Consider the following 26,998-nt stretch of genomic DNA (forward strand, 5'->3'; position numbering starts at 1 on the left):
GCTATATAAGTAAAAAAGTGTCATATAATTAACTTTATAGCATAATGAGCAATTGGGCTGTCTTCAAATATTAGTAAAAGTAACTGTATCTCTTGTATTATATGTAAATAAAAATCAAATATTATAACTCTATAACTTTATACAATATTGCAAATGTTACGGATATTTAAATTATCTTGTCCCCAAATGATTATAAAACGGAAGTGAAGGTATGAATGATTTAATTGAAATAAAAAACGCACGAATACATAACCTCAAAGGCGTTGATGTGAAAATACCTCGCGGTAAGCTTACGGTCATTACCGGAGTGTCGGGAAGCGGAAAATCGAGCCTTGCTTTTGACACGCTGTATGAAGAAGGAAGACGGCGATATCTGATGTTTTCGGGTATGCAGCTTACTGCTGACAGCGTTTCGACCTTTGACAGTATTAGCGGATTATCACCCACTGTCGCTGTCGAACAGCGTATTATTCGTCAGTCAAATCCGAGAAGTACAGTCGGCACACGGACAAGCCTTTCGGCAATGCTTGCCGTACTTTTTGCATCCTATGGTAAGCGTGAATCAAAATACGATGATGGAATGCCTCTTGCAATGAATATGTTTCAGAAATTCTCTCCGGCTGGAATGTGTCCGAAATGTCTTGGTGTAGGTAAATATAAGAAAATTAACGAGGAAGCTATATACGGCGATACGGCAATTGCTGTAAAGGATGTGCTTGAGGGTAAGCTTCATAAGATTCCCACATGGGGAAACAGAATTGCTGATTATTACAAGCATCTCAGTGTATCACCCGACCAGACGCTTGCATCACTTACTTCAGAACAATTTATAGCATTGAAATACGGCTCACCTAAAACACAGTTTACCGGAGTAAATTCCTATGTCCCTGTAGGTGACCATACATATGCCAGTGTAGAAAACCCCTCACCGAGACAACGTTTATTTTTATATTCCCGTATTTATGCCGAAGAAATTTCATGTCCGAGATGTGGAGGAAGCGGGCTTGGAGAAATGGCTACTCATACCACCATCGGTGGTAAAACGATTGCAGAGCTTGAAAACATGTACATCAGTGAGCTGCGGGATTTTTTGGTTGATTTAACAAGCGAACAAATTTCTCAGCTGCATAGGGAAATTATTACGAAATTAGATTGCATAATGGATGTGGGTCTACATCATCTTTCGCTTTCACGTCCTGTTCCTACACTTTCGGGCGGTGAAATTCAACGGCTTTTTCTTGCAAGCTACATCATAACTGAGATGGATTCAATTATATTTGTCTTTGATGAGCCAACAATCGGTCTACACGAGATTGAAAAGGAAAAGCTGATTTCCATTATTAAACGACTTGTGGAGAGAGGAAACACGGTTGTTGCGGTTGAGCATGATGAAAATTTTATGCGTGCTGCCGATTATATTATTGATCTCGGTCCCGATGCCGGTATAGGTGGCGGTTTAAAAATTTTTGAAGGCGGATATGCTGATTTTCTTACCTGTGTTAATTCACGAACCGCTCCTTACCTGTCAAATAAAAAAGGATTTCATATAAAACCGGAAACACGTCCAGTTATTACATCTAAAACATTGAAAATCAGTGAAGCAAGGTTGCATAATCTTCGTAATGTAAGCGCTGATTTCCCGCTTAACGTTATGGTCGGTGTTGCCGGTGTGTCGGGTAGCGGTAAATCAAGTCTTGTATCTGACACCCTTGTTCCACTACTAAAGCAGGCGTTGAAATCGAGATTTGTCAATGATGAAGATGAAATCACACCGTTTGACAACAGCGCGGAATTTCCGATAATTGAAACAAAGTTATCAGGTTATGAAAATATAAAAAAATGTATTGTCATAGATCAAAAGCCAATAGGGCGGTCGAGAACATCCTGCCCGGCTACGTATACAGGGATATTCGACCGTGTTCGCACCATGTTTGCCCGTGAATCGGGAATGCCGGCGGGATTATTTTCTGCAAATTCAGAGGGCGGCTGTCGTGTCTGCCACGGAGAGGGTGTTGTTCACCATTATATCGGTATGGGCAATTTCATCGACATGGACTGTGAAGCTTGCGGCACAACAGGATTTATTCCCGAAGAGTGTGAAACCCTGGTGGACGGAAAGAATATCCGTGACATTCTTAATATGACAGTTGATGAGGCTAAACACTATTTTGAGGGTAAGGATAAAGTTATCTGCGAAATGCTCAGCACTTTGCGGCGTGTTGGTATGGGGTATATAAAGCTTGGGCAGAAAACGCCGACAATATCGGGCGGCGAGAGTCAGCGTATCAAGCTTGCGCGGGAGCTTGTAAAGATACGAAAATCTTCCGATGTGCTGTACATCCTCGATGAACCGACGACCGGACTTTCTTTTTATGACAGTGAGAAGTTAATGGAGCTATTGCAGGAGATAGTCGACGGCGGAGGCAGTGTAATCATCACCGAACATGACCCGTATGTATTATCAAACTGCGACTATATTGTGGAGCTTGGTCCCGGCGGTGGCAGTGACGGCGGATATATCATTGCAACAGGGAGACCGGCTGAACTAAAAGTGAATAGTGAATCCATAATCGGGAGGTATTTGAAATGACTGATCTTATCTACCGCCTTGACGATTATGTCAAACAGAAGCATTACCGACTACTCAACAGTATACTTATATACAAAGGTGATAATATCGCTATTGAGCGATGTTATAATAAATTCACAGAAACAAGCCGAAATAATATAAAATCAATTTGGAAAAGTATCCTTTCCATATGCTGCGGAATTACTATTGACAAGGGGTTTATTAAAAGTGTGGATGAGCCAATATCTACATATTTACCCATCTTTGACGGCAGAAATAATACATATCATTCGCTTATAACAGTGAAACATTTGCTTACCATGACCACCGGAATATATTGGAATGGCGGGGTAAAGTATCACTGCCCGATGATACAGCAGTTTAACCGCACAAAAGACCATCTTGTATATCTTACCGATGTGAAAATGGATGCACTCCCCGGTACAAACTCGGTATATAAGGAATGGGATGTTATACTGCTCTCCGCAGCACTTTCCGCGGCAACAGGCATGAATACATTCGATTTTTGTAACGAGTTTTTGTATAAGCCTCTCGGAATCGAAAGCGGAAGATGGTTTACCTATCCCGATGGGCTTTGTTATAATATCGGCACAACACAGGCTGAACAGGCACAGTCAGACCTTTCTGCCCGTGACCTTGCTAAAATCGGATTGTTACTCAAAAATGGCGGCAAGTGGATCGGAGGACAGATAATATCTGAAGGATATGTAAAAGAAGCGCTCTCTCCCCTCGATCTCACTCACGGACACACCCTGATAAAGCATGGTTACGGCTATTTGTGGTGGATTTATCCTGATGGATACGGTTGCAGCGGCTACGGCGGTCAGCAGATAAAGGTTATTCCCCAACTGGATATTGTATATGTACTTCAGGCTACGGCGCTGAGTTCACACAGAGATTACAACGATGTGGTTAATGAGATCATTGATTTGTTGTAATTTATAATGCATTAAGAAGTAAGATAAACGATGAAATAGAATATAAAAGCTTTGATAGCTTCGTCAGAATCAGAAAGTGATTAAGTTTAACCCTACTTGCGAAATATAAGACTGTTATTAAATATGATATTACAATTATTTAATCCGTAAATTTGTTATCCTTTATTGGAAATGCAAGACATTGCTTAGTAGCGTTTATGACAGCTGCCTATTATGTTTATGTAATCACATAAGAATGATCCTAGAAAGAAGAGGTTTGCCCAAAGCCACCGTTGGCTGTATTGAAAATAACCTCTGGTCTTTATTGTCCAGGGGTTAAATTATACTATGAATTTTTCGAGAACCTGATAAAATCTAACAACAACCTTGAAAATGACCTATTTATAAAAACTTTTAAATATTATGCGAATATTTTCACATAATTATTGCCAATAAGGACTAAGCATAGTATAATATAGCGGAAAACGAGATAGGCATTCCATACGAGTATAATTATGCCGTCTTGTTTAAGAATAAAAATTAAGGTTTTACCGTCGGCGGCGAATGATAAATAATTTTTAATGCCGCGCGGAGAAGGAGAACATTATGTTAGCCAAAAGACCGCCCATGGGCTGGAATTCCTGGAATACTTACGGGCATGATATTTCCGAAAAACTTATTATGGAAACGGCGGACAGCTTTGTTTCTACCGGTCTTAAGGATGCCGGATACGAATATGTCGTAATTGACGACTGCTGGTCCGAAATGGAACGCGACAAAGACGGAAAGCTTGTTGCCGATCATGTAAAATTTCCGCACGGCATGAAGCATCTTGCGGATTATATCCATTCAAAGGGTTTAAAATTCGGAATGTACTCCTGCGCCGGAACAAAGACGTGCGCCGGATATCCGTCCAGCTTTGATCATGAATTTGTGGACGCTAAAACTTTTGCGGAGTGGGGCGTCGATTTCCTTAAATACGATTTTTGTTACAAGCCAGCATATGCCGACGGCCCTCTGCTTTATCGCAGAATGGGAATCGCACTTCGCGAATGCGGCAGGGAAATACTTTTCTCGGCATGCAACTGGGGTTCTGATGAGGTCGGGAAATGGATTCGTTCCTCAGGGGCGCATATGTACCGCTCGACAGGTGATATCAATGACAGCCCGAAATCCTTCAGAGATATCGCGTTCAGTCAGCTTCCGCTTCTCGGATATTCAGCTCCGGGATGTTTCAATGATACTGATATGCTGATAGTAGGAATGCACGGAAATGGAAATGTCGCCTGCGGCGGATGCACGGATGACGAATATAAAATGCATTTCGCTCTTTGGAGCATGATGGCTGCACCGTTGATAATCGGATGCGATGTCAGGAATATGTCAGAAGCAACTGCTTCTCTTTTAAAGAACAAGGAGCTTATCGCAATAAATCAGGATGAGGAAGCAAGACCGGCATATGCCGTCGGCGGAAGAATATCCGATACTCTTATCCTTTTCCGTCTGCTCAGCAACAATGAATACGCCATAGGATTCTTCAATTTCAACAACTGCAATATCAAGCATCCGATTGAATTCTTTGATATAGGCATTTCTATCGGTTCTGGCTACGGTATGGACATAACCGATGTTTTCACCGGCGAAACCTTCAAGGGTGTCTGCGAAAACTTTGCTCCACTGCTTACTCCTCATACCTGTGCCATATACAAAGCAAAAGTCGTAAGTTTATAATTTACATATGACTCTATGCAAAAAATGCGCAAAGGAACTCGAGCACGACGAAATAGCGATATATAAAAGAATGGTCGACCGCGGCGCCTCAGAATTCCTTTGCGTAAAATGCATGGCCGAGTATTTCGGCGTAACGGAAGAACTGATAAGAGAAAAGATTGAGCATTTCCGCAGACAGGGCTGCACTCTTTTCAGCAGCTGAGAATGTTTTGAAAGAATAATATGATAATTCTTATTACCGGTGGAACGCACAGTGGAAAAACTCTCCTGGCTCAAAAACTGCTTGAAAGATATAAATATCCGTATTTATCCATTGATCACCTTAAAATGGGATTGATACGCAGCGGAATATGTATACTTAGTCCGGAAAGCCCGGTTGATGAGCTTACCGCATATTTATGGCCGATAATCCGTGAAATAGTAAAAACCAATATAGAGAATAATCAGAATCATATAATTGAAGGATGTTATATCCCATTTGATTATAAAAAAGATTTTACAGAAGACTATCTGAAGTCAATAAAATTTATATGTATTGTTTTTACCGAAAAATATATAATATCGCATTTTGACGATATAAAAAAGCACGCGTGCGAAATCGAAAGCCGTATTGACGACAGCTGGTGCACTCGCGAAGTTCTTTTGTCTGAAAACAAGAATAATCTGATTATGTGTGAGAAATTCGGGTGTGACCGGATCTTAATCGAAGACACATATAATTTTGATTATAACCCGGAATAGTATTATATCCGGGCGTAGATCAATTATATACGTGAAAGCATCAGTAAAAACGCTCCTGTCCGCATCTGAAATAAATGCAGGCAGGAGCATTTTATAACCACATTGAAATATTTATTTGCTTTTTCCGGTCTTTCCGGTCTTCTTTTTGCTTATCAGAATTGCTGTTAGCGTAATTATGATAATACCGGCTGCTCCGGCAATCCACCATATTGGATTGATATTTTTTGTGTTGTCAGGAACATTGGACACAGCGGGCTTTTCGGGTGTGAATCCGCTGATTTCTTCCGGAACTGCGGTCGCGGCCTCCGTCAGGTAGAAGGCAGAGTAGGACGGGTATTCGAATTCATACCATTTCATTGCTTCGGTTTTATTGTTGAGGTATTGGAACATCGGGTCGACAAAGTCGTCTTTTTCTGTGCAGATTCCGTTGAAAACGAAAATGCCGTCCGCTCCCTTGGCATATCCTTCATATCCGCGCAGAATGAATTCCGATGTATAAAGGTTCGTTTTTATATTGCTCGGTTTCAGAAGCCCTTGCTTCATCAAAGCTTCTTCTTCCTTGGTGAGGTCGTGCCCTGCGACATCGGACACAATGCCCAGATAATATTCACACTTATTATCTGCGCAAAGCTTTACGAATTCGTCAAACGAAGAAAAGCTTTCATAACTCTGATCGCTTGTAATAAGTCGGTCGATGTATCCGTTTTTAACCCATGTTATATAATCAAGTCCGTAATTTATCGCTCTTGAATCGGTCGGAATGAGAATTCTGACATTGATTTTTTTATCTGCCGGAATATCATCACGAAGTTGTTTCATAAAAGCATTCATGATTTTTGTTCGTTCGGCGACATCCTGAAGCTCATTGCCGAAAATATACGGATAACGTCCAAAATCCAAAGTGACACCGGCAATGTTTTCGGTCGTTGCGATTTCCACAAGAAGATCGTGCATGTATTGGCGGTATCCTTCATAATAAAAGCTTAATTGGGTACCATCCTTTTGCTGCCATTCGGAAAGATTTAAATAATAAATTGATCCATCCAGATATCCGTCTGTGTTGCCATAATATGCGGACATTCTAAGTGAGCCGTATACCTCTCCGTATGAATTCGCGGTCGCGTAATCTGCAAGTACCTTATGCGGAAACGCTGTTTTGTTGATATTGCGGATTTGCTCGAATGCGAGCTTATCGCCGTCGCGCATATTTGATTCCCAGTTTTCTTTTTCACCCTTTGCGTTGACTGAATCCAGGAAATCTGTGGGCCATTTATCCTTTGAAATGCCTAGCTCGGTGAGCTTCTTTTCAACAAAAGTCTTGGCGGTGACACTGTCAAAATTCAGCTTTGATGTTACGAGAGTACAGAAGTTATATTGACCTATGTCTGCATTTTGGGCATATCTCTTGATTATTTTTTCGCACAGGTCATTTGTACTCGGGTAATTACCAAGAAAGAACCCGGTATAGCCGTCGTTGTCGATCATCAGCTTTTTTGATTTATCTTCTGCCGTATAGATCGAGAATTGTTCGTCTGATAGAGAGACAAATTTTACATAAACAAGCCGTGCTGGTTTATTCTCGTAATTACTGAATTTTACATATGAATTGGATAGATCGCCTTTCGCTGGGAAATCAGCGGCATATGCGAATTTCTCATATACTTCACCTGACGCTTCTTTTGGATAAGTCAATAGAATTTTATTCCCTCCGGCACAAAAGCCCTCGGTGCCTACCTGATATCCTGCATATACGGCGAATTTACCGGACAGTTTTGCCGGAATTATGAATTCGCTGACATTATTTTCAGCTCCTGCGACAAGAACAGTTCCGAATTCGCCGGTTTCGGTATCCTTGATGTATTCCTTTTTCCATACGCTGTTTTCATCGAGATAAACCTTATACAGCTTATCAAAATAATAACTGTTGCCCGATTCATTATTGACAAGCTCCGCTCCCGCATCAATTTTTGAATATGCCTTATTAAAATATGAAACAAAAGTGAATTTCGATGATTCGGTATCGCCGGAGATAAGCCTTGCGCTTACGGTACACATACCGTAAAACGGTATGTTATCAAATTCGGCAGTGGCTGATGCTCCCACGGATTTAACTGTCGTTGTCACAGATTTGGATGGATCTGATTTACATGTAACAGTAACCTCTGCGACAACCTCATCTTTGACATTTCCGATTCTGTTAATAAGATCGATATACAGCTTTTTTGAATCGGATCCCCTGCGGATGCACGCGTTGTCAATGTTTATTTCGTCAAACATAACGCCCTCCGTCAGCTTTATATTATCTATAATTATACGATTATTCCCCGCTGCGCGGTCATACATTGAATTGGCAATTCGCAGGTATCCTTCCGAGGAATTGCACGCAAGTGTGATATCGGTAAAATATGCCTGAAGCACGCCGTCCGTAATAATTTTTAATCTGCCCGATCCGTCATAAAGAATATTCCAGTCATGCATTTTTCCGTCAGTTGGAATTTTAATGTTCTTTGTCTCGGCACCGTCCTCGCCTCTTACGGATTTCATTACTGTTACGCATGCGTTATTGCCGTCATTGTCGACCGATGTTGTCATTTTATTAAAAGCTATATAAATATTTTTGTTTCCGGGTATTTGAATATCGAAAACAAAGCCTCTCCATGCTATGTTTGCGCCCGGTGACTGAAGGCTTTCGATATTCATCCTGAGCGCGAGAGAAAAAGTGTTGTTTTCGAGAGAAAGACTGTGTGCTATGTATGCCTGATCCTGCCCGTCGTCATTTGAACCGAAAATAATTGTTCCGGCTTCAGGCGGCTCTGAAATTGCAGATTTGGATTCCGCAATATAACATTCGGGATATTTTCCGCTGCTGGCGGTGAATGGTGAATTATCAAATGAATCGCAGTTAAAGTCAAACACTACTTTTTCTCCGCCGGCTGTTTCCTCAGCCGAGACGCGATATGCCGGTATATATGCTGAAATGATTAACACAAGAGAAAATACAAAACAAAGAATTTTTTTCATAAGCGACTGCCTTTCTGATTATCAAAAATTTATTCGATATAATTCAATTGAAAGAAAAAATGGATTTTCTATGATTCCCAAATAAACGCCTGGACTCGGCAAAAAAGCCGAGTCCTTTTAATAACTTAAATTATTGATTATTTAGCTTTTTTGCAGACAGTATAGAATCCGGCAGAAATGATGGCGGCGAGGACAAACAAAACATTTAAATCGCCGGTTGTCGGATTTGTAGTATCATCCTTCGGCTCTTCTTTTGGTTCTTCCTTGGGTTCTTCTACCTTCGGAGCGGCAGTGAGAGTGACCTGACCCATTCCGGCAAGTCCGTCTTCAGCGGTAGACGGTTCTACGTTTCCGCCAAGTGCCTTAACGCGTTTATCGTCTGCGCCGATACCTGCTCCGATTGCAAACGAATAGCATATAGAATCTCCGGTTTTGGGAGCAGAGCCTGTACCTATCCAACTCCACGGAATTCTTGCTTCATATATTACATTTTTACCTTCGACATATCCAACTGCAAGATTACCGGAGGTGACAAGATCAGCTTTGGATGAATCTACGATTGCTGAATTAGTTATAATGTCGATGGGATCGCCGGTAACTGAATCACGTCCGATGCAGATTTCATAATCTGCTCTGGAATTTGTTGAAGATTTATAGGAGACGCCGATCATTGCCATATGGCATTTCCACAGAATATCAGCTTTTGCAAAATAATCATCTCCGGCGGGTGCGATAAATGCAACATAAAAGTAATCGCTGTCATATGTGGCATATGCTGTGTACTGAATTGCCCATGCAAGGTTTGTAGTATCGGATTTATATGTCCCGATAGAATGGTAGTCGTCAGAGAATGTGGGTATAAGCGAGTATTCGCCTTCTGCGATTTTTCCGTCAAGCACGGGCGCTTTGTTGCATCCGGCAACTTCGTATTTGACCTCGCTGCATTTTTCTCCACGCTCCGTGGCGGCCGATGCCGGTACGACAAAAGCAAAAACAAGTGAGATTGCAAGAATTGCGCAAATGAGAACTTTTTTCATGACATCCTCCTATAATAATAGATTATTACTCTCAAATACTATCATTATAAGACATTTGTGTCAAGTGGACAAACAATAAATAACAGTTTAATGTAGAAAACAGGACAAATAAATGAAAAAAAAGCAAAGCATGTCTTGATAGGATAATAAACTGATTAAAAAAGGTCGAATTATTAACATGGTATAACCAAAAATTTAATCATGTGAACTGTTTTTTAATTAATTGTGGTATAATCTTCAATAATATTGCAAATATTTTTTACTCTTGATTAATATAACAATACCGTTTGTAACGCGATTTTGTGAGTAGTAAAGGTTTTAACAGACATAAAAGCCAGCTAAAACCTTCATTATATTATTATTGTTTCTAACGGAAAGCTGAGATATTAGAAAAATTCTAAGATTGTATCTGTCGCGAATTCCTTATAGTATAATTCATTAGATTGCTCACGATTTGAATGTGGCTGTAGATAAAGAAAATCAAGAATTGCTTTTTAGTAATTTATTAAAACGGCATTTAAATAAACCTTGTTTTTATAAGAGAGAAAAGCCCATATACCAGAGTCTTTTCTCTCTTTAAGCGGTAATTATTAAATGCCGAGTTAATAGTATAGAAAATTGTAGACATTATAAAAAAATTAATACTATTTTAAATTTAATATACTGCAGATCCGTTATATCCTAGCATAAAGTCTGCGTAAACAGTTTTTGCCGTATAATTTCCTTCGCAGCATATAGAGTCATCGGCATAACGTGTGAACATAAGTTCTGCGGAAAGCGCTGAAAAAACAGCGGTTTCAGCGATGCTTTTTCCAATACCGTTCTTTTTTATATCATAATTCAAAGAAAGCATTCCTGATTCCGATTTGTTATCATATAGATAAGTGCATTTAAAATATACTATTATTTCTTTTTCAGTTCCGGGAATAGTCAGAACAGCTTCAGTACTGTCGTTGTTCGTGTTGGTTATCTTTAAAAGAGCTTTTCCGTCAATACGTTCCGGAAGATCCGTTTTTTTAACTGCTCCGCCGAATAAACCTCCCAAGCAATCCGCAACAGTAGATATAACCTCTGCCGGCTTTATGTCTGTGACCTCATAATTAATTTCCCATTCGCCGCATATATCATCGATTGAAATATACGATGCGGGCAAAACAGCTTCACCTGTTGACGGCGGATCCAATACAACAGGCGAATCTGTATTTGTATCATTTGGAAGGCCGGTTAAAGGGCTTTCGAGTTCTCCCGTCGATACCGGAGGTGTCAAAGCAAGCTTTCTAAAATCCTTGTGCAAGCGCAGAATCATCACTGCGGATGCGCATATTACTACCGCGGCCGTCAGGAATGAAACAGCGGCCGCAAGGATAGTTCCCGTTTCAGAATGTACTTCGGAATCAGGATGTGCAAATTCCGGCAGTTTTGATCCGCATCTCCCGCAAAACAATGCGTCATCGGTATAGATTGCCGAACAATTTTGACATATTTTCATTTGATACTCCGATTTAAACATTAATAAGATGGTTTTTATGTATCGGTGAAATCGGGAAATTGCGGATGACAATAAAATATGATATAATATCGTCAGTTTGAAAGGAGCCTTTAATGACACTTATAATTGCCGAAAAGCCGAGTCTTGCGCGTAATATCGCATCAGCGGTGGAATCGATGACCGGAAAAAACACTATGACACGGATCGGATATATAGAATGCGGGCAATATCTGATAACTTACGCTTTGGGACATTTGTTTTCACTGGCGGATGTGGAGTATTACAGTCCCGCGCCGGAAGGGAAGAGCGGATGGTCAATGAATAATTTACCATGCTTTCCTAAAAATTTCGAATATATGCTCCGTGATGACAAAGGTGTAATAAAGCAGTTCGGAATAATCAGATCCCTTTGCCTGCGTGATGATGTCGACAGTCTTGTGAACGCCGGAGACAGTGACCGTGAAGGCGAAATAATTATCAGGACATGCGTCGGAAAAGCTCTTCCGAAGGGGCATGGAAAAATATTTAACAGGTTATGGCTGCCTGATCAAACACCTGAAACTATTAAAAAGGCTCTCATGGAGATGAAACCAGAATCAGAATACGACCGTCTTGCTGCCGAAGGATACGCGAGAACTTTCATTGATTGGCTTTACGGAATAAACCTGACACGCTATGCCACTCTCAGAACAGGCGCATTTTTACGGGTTGGACGCGTTATAATTCCGATAGTTAAGGCTGTATACGACAGAGACATGGCGATAAAGAACTTTGTCTCCGAAAAGTATTATTCCCCTTTGAGCAAAGAAATTACAGGCGGAGAAGAAATTGAGCTTCTTAGCCGTAAAAAATTTGACGCTTCTTCGCTTGCCGATGCCCAAAAGTTGTGTGCCAGGTATAATATGTTCGGAGCCGTCGTGAGCTCCGTTAAAAAAAAGCGGGGCACAATATCTCCCGGAAAGCTTTTTTCACTCACGAAGCTACAGAATTTTCTCGGTAAAAAATATAAAATGAGTATGGAAACAAGCCTTGCCGCTCTACAGAAGCTGTATGAAGCGGGATATGTAACATACCCGAGAACTAACTCGGAATACCTCGCGACAGCGGAAAAAGATAAGATAAAAACGATAATATCAAATATCGCCGGGATTGGATATCCTGTTGAATTCAAGGATACGAAAAATATATTCGACGATACGAAAATTGAGGCACACTCGGCGCTTACGCCGACATTCAGGATTCCCGACAAAAACAAACTGGAAGAAAATGAACAAAAAGTTTACTCGGCAATATTTCGCCGCTTTGTTGCTGTTTTTTGCTCGGAGGAATGCGCCGTAGACAGGACTGAAATTAAAATTACGGTCGGAGATCCCGCTGCGTCAGGAGAGGATGCCGGCGAAGAATTCATACTGAAGGGAACGGTTGTTATAAAGCCGGGCTGGACAAAATATGATGACGGAGGTGCCTCGGACAAGCTGCTTCCGCCGTTTAAAAAGGGTGACACGGTAAATATCGACTTTAAACCGGCAGAAAAAGAAACATCCCCTCCAAAACATTATACGATAGAAACTCTTAATAATTACCTCAAAAATCCTTTTAAAAAAGAAATCGAAGAAAAAACTCTTGATACATCCGTTTTATCGGTCTCGGATGAAGCCGTGTCGGATGATGATACCGAGGATTACCGTGCGATCTTCGAAGGACTTGAACTTGGGACCGAAGCTACGCGTACCGGAATTATTAACAATGCCGTAAAAAGCAAATACATCAAGCTAAACAAGGATGTTTATACGATTCTTCCGGATGGTATATATTTAATGGAAGCAATGGCGAGGCTGGGCATAGGCATGGACAAGTATAAAACGGCTTCTCTCGGTCGCGCTTTAAAAAAGGTATACCGCGGAGAAATGCGTATTGCGGAAAGCGTTGCTTTTGCATCGAGCGAAATATCAGAGGTGTTCTCTTCCGCACCCTCAGGCTTATCGGATACTGACGTATTCGACGGTTTTTTTGGCGACATAGCCGGTAAATGCCCGCTTTGCGGAAGGGATGTTATAAGAACCAGGTACGGTTATGGCTGCTCGGGATATAAGGAAGGCTGTAAATTTCACATTGGCGGCACAATATGCGGACGCGTCATATCTTTGTCAAACGCCCGACTTCTTCTCGAAACAGGTCATACAGCAAAAATCACGGGATTTGTCTCTCGAAAAACCGGTAAAACTTTTTGCGCTTCGCTTTGTCTGAAGGAAGGAAAAGCCGTGTTTGATTTTTCATCGGCTTTACCGTCACAAAACGTAATTCAAGCGGAAGAATGAAAGGAGAAAAAGCGTCATGCCCAAAAATCCGAATCAGAAGTTGAAAATATTATACTTAATGAAGATATTGCTTGAAAATACAGATGAACAGCATTCAATGTCGTTATCTGAGATAACGGAAAAATTGGCGAGCTTCGGAATAAAAGCAGAAAGAAAGAGCTTGTATGACGATTTCGAGGCTCTGCGTGTTTATGGAATAGATATTGTGGCAAAAAGAAACCCCATCACAAAATATTATGTGTCAGGACGGGATTTTGAGCTTGCCGAGTTAAAATTACTAGTCGACGCGGTTCAATCGTCGAAATTCATAACTCCTAAAAAAAGCGAAGAATTGATAAGAAAGATTGAAAGCCTTGTAAGCCTGTATGACGCGCAGAAGCTTCAACGTCAGGTTTTCGTATCAGGACGCATCAAAACCATGAATGAAAGCGTATATTACGCCATTGACGCGATTCACGAAGCAATATCGGCAGATTCAAAAGTGCGGTTTAAATATTTCGACTGGAATGAAAAAAAACAGAAAATCGTGCGGCACAACGGCGCTGATTATAATGTAAGCCCATGGGCGCTGACATGGGATAATGAAAATTATTATCTGATCGCATTTGATGACATGGCCGGTATTATAAAACATTACCGCGTGGACAAAATGATATATATATCTGTATTGGATGAAAAACGCGGCGGCCGTGAAGCTTTTGAAAGCTTTGATACCGCTGCCTATATGCGTAAAATGTTTGGAATGTACGGTGGAGACGATGAAATCGTCACTCTTCGCTGCCGTAATAAGATGGCGGGAATAATGATTGATCGTTTTGGAAGTGATGCCGCGTTTCGCGAGGATGATCCTGAGCATTTTATGTTGACTGTAAAAATAGCCATGAGTGACCATTTCGTTACCTGGTTAATGAATTTTGGACATGATGTTAAAATAATTTCGCCAAAAAGTGCTATTGACCGATTGATTTCGGTTGCAAATACAGCTTTGGAAGTAAACCAGAATTGCTATTAGTAAAAATGACTTGAAAAATGTGCAAAATGACGAATTGTTTAACGAAAAATAGGGTAAAATCGTCTTAAAAATCCATAATACGAACAATAATTGGAAAAATAATGCAAATATGTATTATGTTGCTAATACCAAATACTGCCAACTGGCAGTTCTGCCGGTTATTAAAAAAATATTAAAATTAATGATTAGCAATAGTGTAATAACATAATCATAAAATATTTATATTGACGAATGTCAACCCATATTTATTATTAACCGATCATTACAACTAATTAAACCGTATTTTGAAAATAAATTATATTGCATATTTGGTTCAAAACATATTTACATTAATAATAATATGCAATATATTAATTCTTGCCAGTATTGAATAACGGTACATATAACAAAAATATAATGTATAATATATTACATAATTGTAAATAGTCCGGAGAATGGTGACCCTTGTGTGATATAAAAACAAAAAGGGCGTCCGGACATTTCCGGACGCCTATAAAGGTATATTTTATATTATGCGATAGAATAACCTGCAATGGAAAAGGTCGAAATTACAAGTAATATTGAACAAATTCTACGAAAAAATGAGATTGAACGGAGAGAGCTTATTCTTCGCTTTCTGCTTCGGCATCCTGCGGTTCAATAGCATTTTGGAATTTAGCGAGAAGAGTCTTAAGCAATGCGAGATCTTCTTCATCGAAGTTTGCGAGAAGCTCGTGTTCTGTTTCTTTGAGCGATACAGAGATTCTGCGATAAATATCACGTCCTCTTTCGGTGAGATGAACACGGACGCTTCTTTGATCAAATATGTCTGTTCTTCTTGTTATATAGCCTTCAGACTGCATTTTTTGAAGTGTAATGCTTATTGTGGGAGCTTTATATCCGGTTACCTTGACAAGCTCAAGTTGAGCTATGCCGTCTTTTTTGGAGAGAATAGATATAATGCGGTAATATGCAGATTGGATACCTAATTTTTCGCATTGGCGCTTCATAGTATTTTGATAAATCTTTGCTACTGAAGCGATATACTCCATAATTATTGTGGAGTCTTCGATCTGCTTTGCGTTTTCGTATTTGGGATTGGATGATTTTTTCATGGTTACGAACCTTGCCTTTCATTCATATTATTCGAATTTTTTTGGTTTTAGTTTATGGAATTATTATAGCATAATATTTTGTGATGTCAATAACAAAAAAAAATAATTCACATAAAAATCACATTGATTGGACAAATTTCACATAATTTATATTCGTTTTAGGCATAGGCACAAAAATTATAAAGCATTAATAGGGTTTTATGGATTGAAAATACATAAAACGTGTGTTATAATAAAAAAAGGTTAAACTTTTTAAACCGAAAAGGAAATGGTAATAAAAATGTCGGAAAGACCGAATGAAATTATTGAAATAACGGAACAGAACTATGATTCCGTTTGCTCTTCAGGAAAAATACTGATTGATTTTTGGGCGACATGGTGCATGCCCTGCCGCCGTTTGTCTCCGGTTATTGATGAAATATCGTCGGAAGTGACGGACGGTCTTAAAGTTGGTAAAATTAACGTCGACGATCAACCGCGGCTGGCCGAAAAATTCTCCGTCATGAGCATCCCGACAATAGTTGTTTTATCTGACGGAGTTGAAAGTGCGCGTTCGGTAGGTGTAATTCCGAAATCAAAGATCATTGAAATGATAGTATAAGGAAGGACGGCAGATGGAGGTATTATGACTCGGATAAAAAAACCGTCAGTAATCAGATATATATATACAGCGCTCGCATTATTATTATCGGCGTTGTTTGTTTTTTCATGCGATACCGAAAAACAGAACACAACAAATATAAATACAGAGCTTAACGGTTATTGTGAAGTTAAATACGATAACGGGGATTTCAAAGGCAACTTTAAAGCCGATGTACGCTCCGGAGAGGGCGAATTCATCTACAATGACGGAAGCCGTTATGTCGGAAATTATGAGAATGATGTCCGGTCCGGCAAAGGAAAGCTTTATTATGTTTCAGGCGACATATATGAAGGTGACTTTGCGGATAATAACTTCAACGGCTACGGAATCCTCACATATTCAGACGGCAGCAAATATGAAGGGCAGTTTGTAGACAATTCACGTTCCGGAACCGGAACATATACATACGCAAATGGAGAAATATATACCGGCGAATTCAGTAATAACGCCAAAAACGGAAAAGGAAAAATGACCTACACAAACGGTGATTATTACGACGGCGACTGGATTGATAATATACGGGAAGGTCAGGGAGAACTTCACATAGGTAAAAATGTTTATGTCGGTTCATTTAAAAACGACAAGGCAAACGGAGAAGGAACTCTGACCCATGAAAGCGGATTCGTTTACTGCGGGAATTTTGTTGACGGCGTCGAAAACGATGATGATTGCACAATAACATATTCAAACAGCAATGTTTTTCGCGGCTCGGTTGTCAACGGAGTAATTAATGGAAAGGGAAGCATTACCTATACTTCAGGTGACGTTGCAAGCGGAACGTTTGTCAACGGATTACTTCAAGGAGAAGGGGTATATTTCCTATATGGCGATACATCCGTCTATATTAAAGCGGAAACTGGCGAAAAGCTTGAGCCTGGAGAAAACGACGTTGTTTACAAGGATGGCGTAATAATATCAGTGACGGCTGTATGAAGTAAATTTATAAGAAAAATATATTTATATTTGTGAATCGCGGGAACGGATCATCGTCTCCGCGATTCTTTAATGCGCCCGGCATAGGCATAATCTAACGGGTGAAAGTCCCGAAACCGCCCGGTAGTGGTAAGGATATAACCGAACACCAACGGTGTCCGCTGTGAAGCGAAATCTGAAGGAAGGAGAAGGCAAATCTCCGGTTTGACGGACAGAAATCACATAGAGGCCGTAAGCAAGTAAATGAGAAACTAAGAAAAGAATGCTTGTGGATAAAAGACGCTCCACCATTACAGGTGGAGTGCAAACTTGAAGGTTCTCCATACCAGAAGCATATATAGCAAAAACAGCACAGCAAGCTTATGAAAAAACACTTGTTGAATCAAGAAAAGGCATTACTCTTAACAAATCGGAATTTTATGAAAACGACAGAACCATAACCGAGCGAATGAAAACCAGCACATTGCTTTTCCTTACCGTTTCCCATACTTAATTCCGCCGTTTCCCATACTAAATTCATGAGCTTTCCTACTGCGGATTTTACTTTGGGAATTTACCAATTTACAAATTGTTATTATTAATGAGGAATTTTACTTTAATATGAGAGAAAAGCCCATGTACCAGAGTCTTCTCTCACTTGATGAGGTAATTATTAAATTAACTTATTAATATAAGAAGAAATTCCGATAACATCCGTTGACACATCGGTTAAAAAGTATTATTATGATAACAATGGAAATATTATCCGTCAGGCGCAGTCAGACGGTGCAGATAACGGAGACACCTACGACGCGGGCGGAAGACTGACTCTTATAAGTTGTATTGAATTTTATGAAAGCAAGTAGAAATCATGTTTGACTTAAATATTTTATTTGTTGGGCAAAGAGATCCAACAGTCAATATTCCGGGAAATCGAAATATATGGATTGTAAACACAAATGAAAATTATAAAAAAAAGAAAAAATACTATTATAAAATTGCGCCTACAATGAATTATTTAGATGGCATATGGTATAGTTTGCTCTGCTCAGAAGATGAGCTTGGCGGGACGGTAATTTGTGATTATGCTGATAATACAGGGATATATCCGTATTGGGTTAGTGCAAAAGAAATCCAGGATGATTTACATGAATTAATTATTCAAGATGATTATTTGGAGAGCTTTTTAGAAATAATAAAATATTTATTGAAATGCTCACCGATCCAAAGAATAGCTCTTCTGTGCAGATATCAAAGCCATGATGAGGTGGTGATATGCGGGGCTTTATCTTTATCGAATTTTATTTCATTGTTATCACAGAAAAAAATCATGACCAATACTTGTTATTTCATAAAAAGTGACTTTTAAATACTACCAAATATATTGGAGGGTTAATATGTGTAAATTATGCGACAAAGTTGAAGCGGTAAAGTTTACTTCACCAAATCAATACTTTCAGTGCCTTGGTTATATTAAATCATTAGTAAAAGAAAACTGTCTGAAAATAGTAGAACAAACCTGTGATTTAGAAAAAGTGGAAAAGGAAAATGGGTGTTGGTTTGATGATATAATAGAACATAAGTTGAAATGCGTAAAATGTGGTAAAAAGTTTTTATGTATTTGTGACACATATCATGGCCATGGAAGTTTTAAACCATTATAATAAAGGTAAGAGTATAAAAACGAACAAATTTGATAATGATTACATAAATAAAATTTATATTTCAAACATAAATATTAAAAAAAGCGAAACATGTTAAACTATTATGAAAAAGGCACAATTATACTTGAGGGCTCTGTAAAAAAGAATTTTGAGCAACTTGACGGAGGTTATACTATATTCCGGATTCATCGGTTCTTATACAAAAACAAGGAGAATATTTATAATGAAATATTCAATTGAAAAGTTTAAAGGTGATATTAAAGAGTGTATTAATTTGTGTAATGTTGAATTAAACAACAGGAGAAATGGTATAAATGGTGAAAGTACTATTGGACAGCTTGAAGAAGTAGTTATACCAGAATTAAATAAATTACTAAAAATTGAACAAGATGATTTACCTCCGACAGAAAATAGATTTTTAGATTCATTTGCATCCGCTTTTAAAGATTGGGGATGGAATATGAGAAAGCCAACAAAATTATACGTTATGTTATTACATTTAGATGTTAGCTACAAGAAATTATGAATAATACTTCAAATGTATAATAATAGATACTTCATTAATTAAATGATTTAAAATCTTTATCGCCAATTAGTGGAAAAATACGGCATGGATGTTGTACTTGTTGCTACAGTTGCAGCAGCTGGAACAGAGTTAAAATGAAAGCAGGGGTAATAATTTGCAAAAAAAGAGTTTTTCACCTTACATACTACGCATGGTGTTTTCCACAATCTTATACTTAATCATACCAGGAGTATTAATTATGACAAAGCAAGTTGAGGTTACAATTCATAATGAATATGGTAATATTAGTCTTTTATTAATATTAATTGGAGTAATTCTGTATCTCGTATTCATTGCAACCCGGTTTATGCCTGGATTAACTGCAATTCTTGACATTGTAGGCAAAAATTACGTTACAAATAAAATGACATTTGTAAGCAGTTATATTGCTGATAATGGAATGTTCTACAGAATAAACAAGCTCAATTATAATTACAATATCAAAACAAAGTTAAACGAATCGTACTTTTTAAAGCTAATACTTGCAGATAATAAAGGCAAATCGATTTATACAACAACTTACTGTCACAAAATGGAAATAGGTAAGGCATATATGATTACCTATGGTAAATATTCCAAGGTAGTATTATCAGTATTATCTAGCGAAAATGAAGAAATGCTTCAGTTTGATGTAAATTAAGACTTTCTGTTCTAATAATGCGGATAATTAGTGAATTCGTCTTCGGCGCACCGATGTAGTTGGGACAGCGGCAATATCGCTGCTGAGATACAGAACAATGCGGTCACGGTCACATATATCCGCGGTATAAACCTTATCGCGTCCGATGTGGATGGTGTAAGGACATATTACCTCTATAACGCTCACGGCGACGTGGTGAATCTTACGGATTCGACTGCGACAGCAATAAAATCCTATGACTATGACGCCTTCGGCGTTGAGAGGAACATAGCTTCCGGCGATGCCAACCCATTCAGATACTGCGCGGAGTATTATGATAAGGAGACCGGAGAGCTATATCTCCGGGCAAGGTATTATAATGCAAGCATAGGAAGATTACACAGCAAGGCGGATGGGAATATGCAAATAGCAGCGATCCGTTGAGCTTGAATCTGTATGTGTATTGCGTGGATCCTTCTGGTAATATAGTTTATATTAAAGATAAGTAGGTGAAAAGATTGGTTGATAAAAAGATTCTTAATGATTTCAAAGATTTGAAGATCACAAAGAAAGAGCTGGAAGAAAAAATTGGTACAACTCAATTAAAAAACGGTATTCATAACCCTATAGAAATCACTGCTCAGGATGTTGTGAATCTGCTTAAAGCATATCAAAGTAGCAGAATTACAATAGATATGTTGCTTCAATGGGTCAATACAGTCTGGTTCACTGATTTATTTACGTATAGTGATAATTATTGCGATTCTATTGCAAGCGTGATGAACAAGCTTGAAGAAATTGATGAGAATGGATATATTTTGGCAAACAATGAAATTGAAAAGTATGTACAAGCATTAATAACAAACACTGAAATTACTTAAAAAAAAACGCGACTTTTACTTGTAAGTGAATATAGGTATTCAAGAGATAAGTTTAAATTCCCGAGGAACTTTAAACTTCAGCAAAAACCAAACAACAAATTTATTTCTTGCATAGAGGTAAATAATTAACTACCAATAAAAAACAAAGGAAAAACAATATGAAAAAACAAATAATAAGCGTAATATTTACAATAATGCTGATATTCGTCTTCGGCGCACCGATAATATCAGATGCAATTGATATAGATTGTTTGGAAGGATCATTATGTCCTGACTGCAATTACAAGTTCACAGCGGATGAAATATCGGTAATAAACGATGGAACAACCGATGATACTTACTATACATTCGCGGCATACTGCCCGACTTGCGACAAGCTGATATATTGAAAAGTTCTTGGTTATCATGCCAATGCGGGGCATACATACACCACCACATATCCGGGTTATGATTCTATATACAACGGATTTTGACAGGATATATTCAAGTAAGATATTTTTTGTGGAAATTTTATAATTTATATGTTATAATCGTCTCATGAATGATAATTTCGAAAATATACCCTGTCCTCCGCTTTATCTTGCTCCCATGGCCGGGGCCGCGGACAGAGCGTTTCGTATAATATGCCGTGATAACGGCGCAGATATCCTCACCTCTGAGATGATTTCCGCGAAAGCGATTTATTATAAAGATAAAAAGACAATTGCGCTGACATCATTTTCCGACGCGGAAAGGCCGTTTAAAATTCAGCTTTTCGGCAGTGAGCCCGAAATACTCGCTTATGCCGCACATGAAATTACGGAAAAAATATGTCCTGACGGTATAGATATAAACATGGGCTGCCCCGCGCCGAAAATAACTGACAATGGCGAAGGCAGCGCGCTTATGAAGGATATAAATCTGATATTTCGCATTGTGTCCGCTGTACGCGCCGCGACGGATCTTCCGCTTTCGGTGAAGCTTCGCGCCGGATGGGACGATAAAACGAAAAATGCAGTTGATGCCGCACGCGCGGCGGAGGCGGCCGGAGCAGATATGATTTGTGTTCACGGAAAAACCCGCGCTCAATCATACAAACCGCCGGTCGATCTCGATATAATACGTGAAGTGAAGCATGCGATATCGGTACCGGTTATCGGGAACGGTGAAATATGTGATTATTTGTCGGCTAGGCGAATGCTGGAGGAAACCCGCTGTGACGCGCTGATGATCGGACGCGCCGCGTTGGGGGCTCCGTGGTTATTCAATGAGATTAAATGCGGTTTTTCCGGCGAGAAATTCGTTAAGCCGGATATATTTGATACTATGATGCGGCATATTAAATTGAAAATGAGCTTTATGCTGGACAAAGTAGCTGTTTGCGAATTAAGAGGGCAGCTTTCTTATTATATAAAGGGTAAAAAACACAGCGCGCAATGCCGCGAAAAACTAAACAGCGCTGAAAAATGCGAAGATATTATTGAAATATTAACTCAATGGAACGCTCTTGACGGCGGAGGTACCGATGACTGACGGTTTTGACGAAAAGTCTCTTGTGAAAAAAGCGCAGGACGGTGACAAAGGCGCATTTGAGGAGCTAATGCGCCGTTATGAAAAGAAAATATATTGTTTTGTTCTCTCCTATGTGAAGAATCCTCACGACGCAGAGGATGTCACCCAGGATACTTTTCTGCGTGCTTACAGATTTATAAACAGTTTTGCTTTCCGGTCGTCCGTTTCAACCTGGCTTCATACAATCGCGAAAAATATGTCCATGACATTTATAAAAAAGAAATCAACATATTCATGTGTTTCCGCGGAAACCGAAGAAATGGATTTATATGAAACATCGGTTGTATGCGCTGCTTCCGGACAAAAAACTCCGGAGGATCAGGTCATCGGCGATGAGCTTATGATATACATAAAAAATGCGATAGAATCGCTTCCTGATGAATTCAGGGAAGTGATTGTTATGAGAGAAATCAACTCATTGAGCTACACCGAAATCGCGGAAATAACTGAATCGGAACTCGGCACGGTGAAAAGCCGTATCTCACGTGGACGCGCCATGCTTCGTGAATTTCTTTCTGAATATACAGGTAAAAACAAATAACGACCGGAGAAGGGAACAAATCCGGTTATAACGAGTCTAACATTACATAAATAATAAAGCAAGGATATCCCATAATGGAAGAAACAGAAAAAAGTGTCGGAAATGATTCCGTCCATGAAAAAATTAAATCTCAACTTTACGATTATGCTGATCTTCTGTCCGGCGTTTCTGATACGCCGGAGGATATTGATATCGAAAGCATAAAAAAGCATATTTCGGAATGTGCGGAATGCCGCGCCGAGCTTGAAGAAATATTAAAGCTTAAGGCGGCAATACAAAAAATATATCAGGTACCCGACAGTTTGGATAAAAAGCTGTCTGATGCTGTATCAAAGGAAAAAGCGCCGTCACGCGGCTTCCGCCGTCCGGCGTATTTCGGCACGGTTGCCGCCGTAGCTATTATTGTTCTCTTTATCGGGGCATCGGCTTTTGCCGGTCATATTAAAAACGAAGACGCAAATCCCGGCATGCCTCCCAGTAACCAGGAGAAAGCCGGCGGAAGAATTTCAGACGCATATACCGGCATAATAAAAGACGGAACATCAAAAATTGACAATTCACAAGACATCCCATTGCCTTCGGAATCTCCTTGCGTTAAGGACTCCCGAGAACAGCTTGCATTTACAAAATCCTATTCAAATGAAGATGAAAAAACAATCCTGCTTCCGGAGGAAGGCTCTTTTTCCGAAAATACAGTTAAAACATGGATAGAAAATTATAAATTAAAAAACGGAATAGGAAAAACAAATGATATCGCTGTCGTCGCCATGACTTTGGACGAAGTATACGATGTACTGAAAGCCGGTCTCTCCGACAAGGCCTCTGAGGGAATAATATTAAACGATGATACAATTGTTTTGTCGGCCGGAGTATTTACGACGGCAAAGGCTCTTCTCTATCAATGCGGAATTGAGAATATTTATACATTCCCGTCGTTGGACAGCACGGCGACTTACATTTTTACGCTTCATTGAAGCTCGGAAGTATTATTAACTCGGCAATTAAATAATACCGATCAAAGAGAGAAAAGCTCCGTAATATGGGGCTGTTCTCTCTTGTATTAGTCAATAATATCTCAATAACAAACATAATAAAACAATAGTTGTATTGGCGATTTAAATATTATTAATATTAAATATATAATATTTTTTCTGTCTATATTTACAAAATGGTTTTCAAGTGATATAATGAGTGAGCAGATGGCAAATAAAGTCTCTGATATAATAATAATAAAGAGGGAAAATCATGAAAAGAACAATAGCATTTCTTATGGCTGCTCTTTTTGCACTTTCGGTATGCGGTATTTATGCATCCGCAGCCGGTGAAAAAGCGCTTACTATGTCGCTCGAAAAGCCGGCCGGATACGAATCCGCTACGTCTGTTGAATGCGAGAATTTTGTTGATGCCGCAGGTAATTATACTGGTCATCAGGATCAGGGACCGTATGATTATGTATACCTGAAAAAAGAAGCCGATAATCCTCATGCGACTATTAAATTCTCAGTTACCGAAGACGGTACATATGATTTCCTTGTAGAAATTATGGCATATACGACGGCTATTCCTCGTACCGGACTTGTTCAGATCGACTCCGGCGAGAAATTTTATATCGGTTCTACTCATGGCGACAGAAACCTCATTACTGAGTATTACACCGGCATGTCTGCCGAGCTCAAAGCCGGCGACCATACCTTCACAATCTATCTTGCCGATGATTTTGACAACACGACAGTAAAAAGCCTTTTCTTTGATAAGTTTAATTTTGTAAAAAAGGCTGATGCTCCGAAGGAAGAACCTATAGAAGAACCCAAAGAAGAACCTAAGGATGACACAACCGCTCCTTCCACAGGAGATAATACAGTTGTGTTCGCTCTTACAGGAATCGCTGCTCTCATTTCTGTCGTTGTAATCACAAAAAAGAAAGCAAAATAAAAGCGTCAATAGAATATTGAACTATAAGCAGAGCGTAATCAGTTTTTTGAGCTGATTCGCTCTGCTTCCGTTTTAAATAACGTCTATTGAATTATGCCGTTTTCGAACGCAAATCATTGTTTTTCATGTCTTCCTTAGTGTCGAATGTGTTTTATGATTGTTCAGCAGACATTAATTGGCAGATAAAGGAGTAAGAATATGAAGTAGGATATGATACGGGGGATGAGCGACAAAGAAGCCGTTGAATACCTGATACAGAAAATGAAACGCCTTAACGTCAGTCCGAAGGAGCTTCCGGCGTTTCAAGACGATTTCAGCCAGGTAATGATAAAGGATTGTGAAGAATTTGGCTGGACGGACGAGAGAATGATAGAGGAACTGGTGACGGAGGGGTTCGGACTTTAATACTGCTTAAAGTATATCATCTAAGTTAAGCAACTGGTACGGAGAATACAACACTTGAGAGTGCAGTATTTATAAACAGCTAATTGCATCAAAATCCAATATAATGTTTCAATTTCTATAGCCTGTCGCTGTAAACTGAACTTGTCGAGAACACTATTTAAGTTACAACAGATATTTAGAATTTTATAATTGTTATATAAATCGATAATAACAATTTTTTTAAAAAAAACCATTGACTATAATATATTTATATGATACTATAACAATAGAAATAAAAAAAGTTAATATTTAACAACTTGGAGGAATACTAAAGAAATGAAAAAATTATTCGCATTAATTCTTTCCGCGGCTTTAATGGTTTCTGTTTCAACTGTTGTATCTGCCGACAGGACTAAAACTTATGAAGCGGCAAAAGGCACGGCGGTTCTTGATGGTAAAATGGATGACGCATACAAAGCAGCTCAGGTTATTTCTACGACGACTACTGCAGAATATGTGAATGAATCCGACCAAAAAAATGCGCCTACTGCCGAAGTAAGGTTTCTTTGGGATGACAATTATCTTTATGCGTATTGCGAAGTAAAGGATTCGACGCCGAGCACCGGTTACGACTCAGAAAATCCGTATAATTCCGACAGTATTGAAATATTTGTTGATTTGAAAAACACGGATACAGATAAGGATGTCGATCTTGCATATGACGATTCCGCTCCGACCGCAGGACAATTCAGAGCGAATACCAATAACGACAATGTAACCACAGGCTTGCATGCATTATTCGTATGGGGCCGAGATAACGGTAAATTGAAAACAATAACAACTAAAACCGACACAGGCTATATTTCAGAATTTGCTATACCATTTTCAGATGATTTCGCTAAAGCGGCAAAAGAAGGTAAACTTATAGGAATCGGTTTTCAGGTTAATGACGACGTAAACAACGACAATACATATGAAGGCGTTTCGCTTCTTTCCGCTGAAGATGGATCTGCATGGCAGTATATAAGCGGTCTCGGAAACCTTAAGCTCACGGGAAATACATATGTGGCTGAGGATACATCCGACGATAATACCGATACAGAAACACAGAATCCGACGACTGGTGATTCGATATATGCTCTTATAGCGATTTGTCTTATCAGTGCCGGTTTACTCGCTTTCACAGTAAAACGCCACAAAGCATAAAATAATTTATTAATTAATGTCTACTGAACAAATACGAATTTCAAATTTCGCTGCGGTAGATGATGTGTTATTAGCAAACAATATAGGAACACAAAAAAGGCGCAAAGAACCTTTTTCAGGTTCAGGACAATAACAGACATAGCGATACAG

At 39.2% G+C, this 26,998-nt stretch carries 25 protein-coding genes; 21 read left to right on the top strand and 4 right to left on the bottom strand.

The window, feature by feature from the left end; genetic code table 11:
- Positions 1–211 precede the first annotated feature (211 nt).
- The 5 genes from VB118_11855 to VB118_11875 all read left to right on the top strand — a co-directional run bounded on the left by VB118_11855 (position 212) and on the right by VB118_11875 (position 5,979).
- Positions 212–2,590 carry an ABC transporter gene (locus VB118_11855; protein ID MEA4833292.1) on the top strand — a complete coding sequence of 793 codons (2,379 nt, stop codon included), beginning with the start codon at positions 212–214 and terminating at the stop codon, positions 2,588–2,590.
- Positions 2,587–3,528: a serine hydrolase gene (locus VB118_11860; protein ID MEA4833293.1), complete on the top strand. Its 942-nt coding sequence runs from the start codon at positions 2,587–2,589 to the stop codon at positions 3,526–3,528. Before VB118_11855 ends, VB118_11860 begins: the two co-directional genes overlap by 4 nt.
- A 585-nt stretch (positions 3,529–4,113) precedes the next feature.
- On the top strand, positions 4,114–5,238 hold the full coding sequence (locus VB118_11865; protein MEA4833294.1) for an alpha-galactosidase: 1,125 nt from the start codon (positions 4,114–4,116) through the stop codon (positions 5,236–5,238).
- 7 nt (positions 5,239–5,245) lie between these two features.
- Positions 5,246–5,440 (top strand): hypothetical protein, encoded by a 195-nt coding sequence (locus VB118_11870; protein ID MEA4833295.1) that lies wholly within the window; start codon positions 5,246–5,248, stop codon positions 5,438–5,440.
- A gap of 20 nt (positions 5,441–5,460) precedes the next feature.
- Positions 5,461–5,979, top strand: coding sequence for an adenylate kinase (locus VB118_11875; GenBank protein ID MEA4833296.1), 519 nt, complete (start codon positions 5,461–5,463; stop codon positions 5,977–5,979).
- A gap of 111 nt (positions 5,980–6,090) precedes the next feature.
- On the opposite strand, the gene VB118_11880 is transcribed toward VB118_11875, so the two are convergent.
- From VB118_11880 to VB118_11890, 3 genes are all read right to left on the bottom strand, one after another.
- Positions 6,091–9,000, bottom strand: a complete 2,910-nt coding sequence (locus VB118_11880) for a hypothetical protein (protein ID MEA4833297.1) — start codon at positions 8,998–9,000, stop codon at positions 6,091–6,093.
- Between the two features lie 137 nt (positions 9,001–9,137).
- A complete protein-coding gene (locus VB118_11885; GenBank protein ID MEA4833298.1) occupies positions 9,138–10,037 on the bottom strand; it encodes a hypothetical protein in 900 nt (299 codons plus the stop codon).
- Positions 10,038–10,692: 655 nt separating this feature from the next.
- Positions 10,693–11,526, bottom strand: coding sequence for a zinc ribbon domain-containing protein (locus VB118_11890; protein MEA4833299.1), 834 nt, complete (start codon positions 11,524–11,526; stop codon positions 10,693–10,695).
- Between the two features lie 113 nt (positions 11,527–11,639).
- Here VB118_11890 and VB118_11895 point away from each other — a divergent pair, with 113 nt between their 5' ends.
- Together VB118_11895 and VB118_11900 are read left to right on the top strand one after the other, a co-directional pair.
- On the top strand, positions 11,640–13,844 hold the full coding sequence (locus tag VB118_11895; protein ID MEA4833300.1) for a DNA topoisomerase: 2,205 nt from the start codon (positions 11,640–11,642) through the stop codon (positions 13,842–13,844).
- Positions 13,845–13,860: 16 nt separating this feature from the next.
- Positions 13,861–14,856 carry a WYL domain-containing protein gene (locus tag VB118_11900; GenBank protein ID MEA4833301.1) on the top strand — a complete coding sequence of 332 codons (996 nt, stop codon included), beginning with the start codon at positions 13,861–13,863 and terminating at the stop codon, positions 14,854–14,856.
- Between the two features lie 602 nt (positions 14,857–15,458).
- On the opposite strand, the gene VB118_11905 is transcribed toward VB118_11900, so the two are convergent.
- Complete coding sequence (locus VB118_11905) at positions 15,459–15,950, bottom strand: winged helix-turn-helix transcriptional regulator (protein ID MEA4833302.1); 492 nt, start codon at positions 15,948–15,950, stop codon at positions 15,459–15,461.
- A 280-nt stretch (positions 15,951–16,230) separates the two neighbouring features.
- Here VB118_11905 and trxA point away from each other — a divergent pair, with 280 nt between their 5' ends.
- The 14 genes from trxA to VB118_11975 all read left to right on the top strand — a co-directional run bounded on the left by trxA (position 16,231) and on the right by VB118_11975 (position 26,848).
- Positions 16,231–16,551 (top strand): thioredoxin, encoded by a 321-nt coding sequence (gene trxA, locus VB118_11910; GenBank protein ID MEA4833303.1) that lies wholly within the window; start codon positions 16,231–16,233, stop codon positions 16,549–16,551.
- Positions 16,552–16,575: 24 nt separating this feature from the next.
- Positions 16,576–17,526, top strand: a complete 951-nt coding sequence (locus VB118_11915) for a hypothetical protein (GenBank protein ID MEA4833304.1) — start codon at positions 16,576–16,578, stop codon at positions 17,524–17,526.
- 850 nt (positions 17,527–18,376) lie between these two features.
- Positions 18,377–18,874 carry a hypothetical protein gene (locus tag VB118_11920; GenBank protein MEA4833305.1) on the top strand — a complete coding sequence of 166 codons (498 nt, stop codon included), beginning with the start codon at positions 18,377–18,379 and terminating at the stop codon, positions 18,872–18,874.
- Between the two features lie 518 nt (positions 18,875–19,392).
- Positions 19,393–19,695 carry a hypothetical protein gene (locus VB118_11925; GenBank protein MEA4833306.1) on the top strand — a complete coding sequence of 101 codons (303 nt, stop codon included), beginning with the start codon at positions 19,393–19,395 and terminating at the stop codon, positions 19,693–19,695.
- 238 nt (positions 19,696–19,933) lie between these two features.
- Positions 19,934–20,374: a hypothetical protein gene (locus tag VB118_11930; GenBank protein ID MEA4833307.1), complete on the top strand. Its 441-nt coding sequence runs from the start codon at positions 19,934–19,936 to the stop codon at positions 20,372–20,374.
- Between the two features lie 30 nt (positions 20,375–20,404).
- Complete coding sequence (locus tag VB118_11935; protein MEA4833308.1) at positions 20,405–20,797, top strand: RHS repeat-associated core domain-containing protein; 393 nt, start codon at positions 20,405–20,407, stop codon at positions 20,795–20,797.
- A 74-nt stretch (positions 20,798–20,871) separates the two neighbouring features.
- Entirely contained in the window at positions 20,872–21,234 is a 363-nt protein-coding gene (locus VB118_11940; protein ID MEA4833309.1) for a hypothetical protein, read from the top strand.
- Between the two features lie 158 nt (positions 21,235–21,392).
- Complete coding sequence (locus VB118_11945) at positions 21,393–21,623, top strand: hypothetical protein (protein ID MEA4833310.1); 231 nt, start codon at positions 21,393–21,395, stop codon at positions 21,621–21,623.
- 148 nt (positions 21,624–21,771) lie between these two features.
- On the top strand, positions 21,772–22,746 hold the full coding sequence (gene dusB / locus VB118_11950) for a tRNA dihydrouridine synthase DusB (protein ID MEA4833311.1): 975 nt from the start codon (positions 21,772–21,774) through the stop codon (positions 22,744–22,746).
- Positions 22,739–23,326 carry a sigma-70 family RNA polymerase sigma factor gene (locus VB118_11955; protein MEA4833312.1) on the top strand — a complete coding sequence of 196 codons (588 nt, stop codon included), beginning with the start codon at positions 22,739–22,741 and terminating at the stop codon, positions 23,324–23,326. Before dusB ends, VB118_11955 begins: the two co-directional genes overlap by 8 nt.
- A gap of 74 nt (positions 23,327–23,400) precedes the next feature.
- Positions 23,401–24,300 (top strand): hypothetical protein, encoded by a 900-nt coding sequence (locus VB118_11960; protein MEA4833313.1) that lies wholly within the window; start codon positions 23,401–23,403, stop codon positions 24,298–24,300.
- Positions 24,301–24,571: 271 nt separating this feature from the next.
- The gene (locus tag VB118_11965) at positions 24,572–25,258 is read left to right on the top strand and encodes an LPXTG cell wall anchor domain-containing protein (GenBank protein ID MEA4833314.1); all 687 of its coding nucleotides are present in this window, start codon (positions 24,572–24,574) and stop codon (positions 25,256–25,258) included.
- 222 nt (positions 25,259–25,480) lie between these two features.
- On the top strand, positions 25,481–25,663 hold the full coding sequence (locus tag VB118_11970) for a hypothetical protein (protein MEA4833315.1): 183 nt from the start codon (positions 25,481–25,483) through the stop codon (positions 25,661–25,663).
- A gap of 315 nt (positions 25,664–25,978) precedes the next feature.
- Entirely contained in the window at positions 25,979–26,848 is an 870-nt protein-coding gene (locus tag VB118_11975) for a sugar-binding protein (GenBank protein ID MEA4833316.1), read from the top strand.
- Positions 26,849–26,998: the final 150 nt, after the last annotated feature.

The sequence above is a fragment of the Oscillospiraceae bacterium genome (assembly GCA_034925865.1).
Lineage (GTDB): Bacteria > Bacillota > Clostridia > Oscillospirales > SIG627 > SIG704.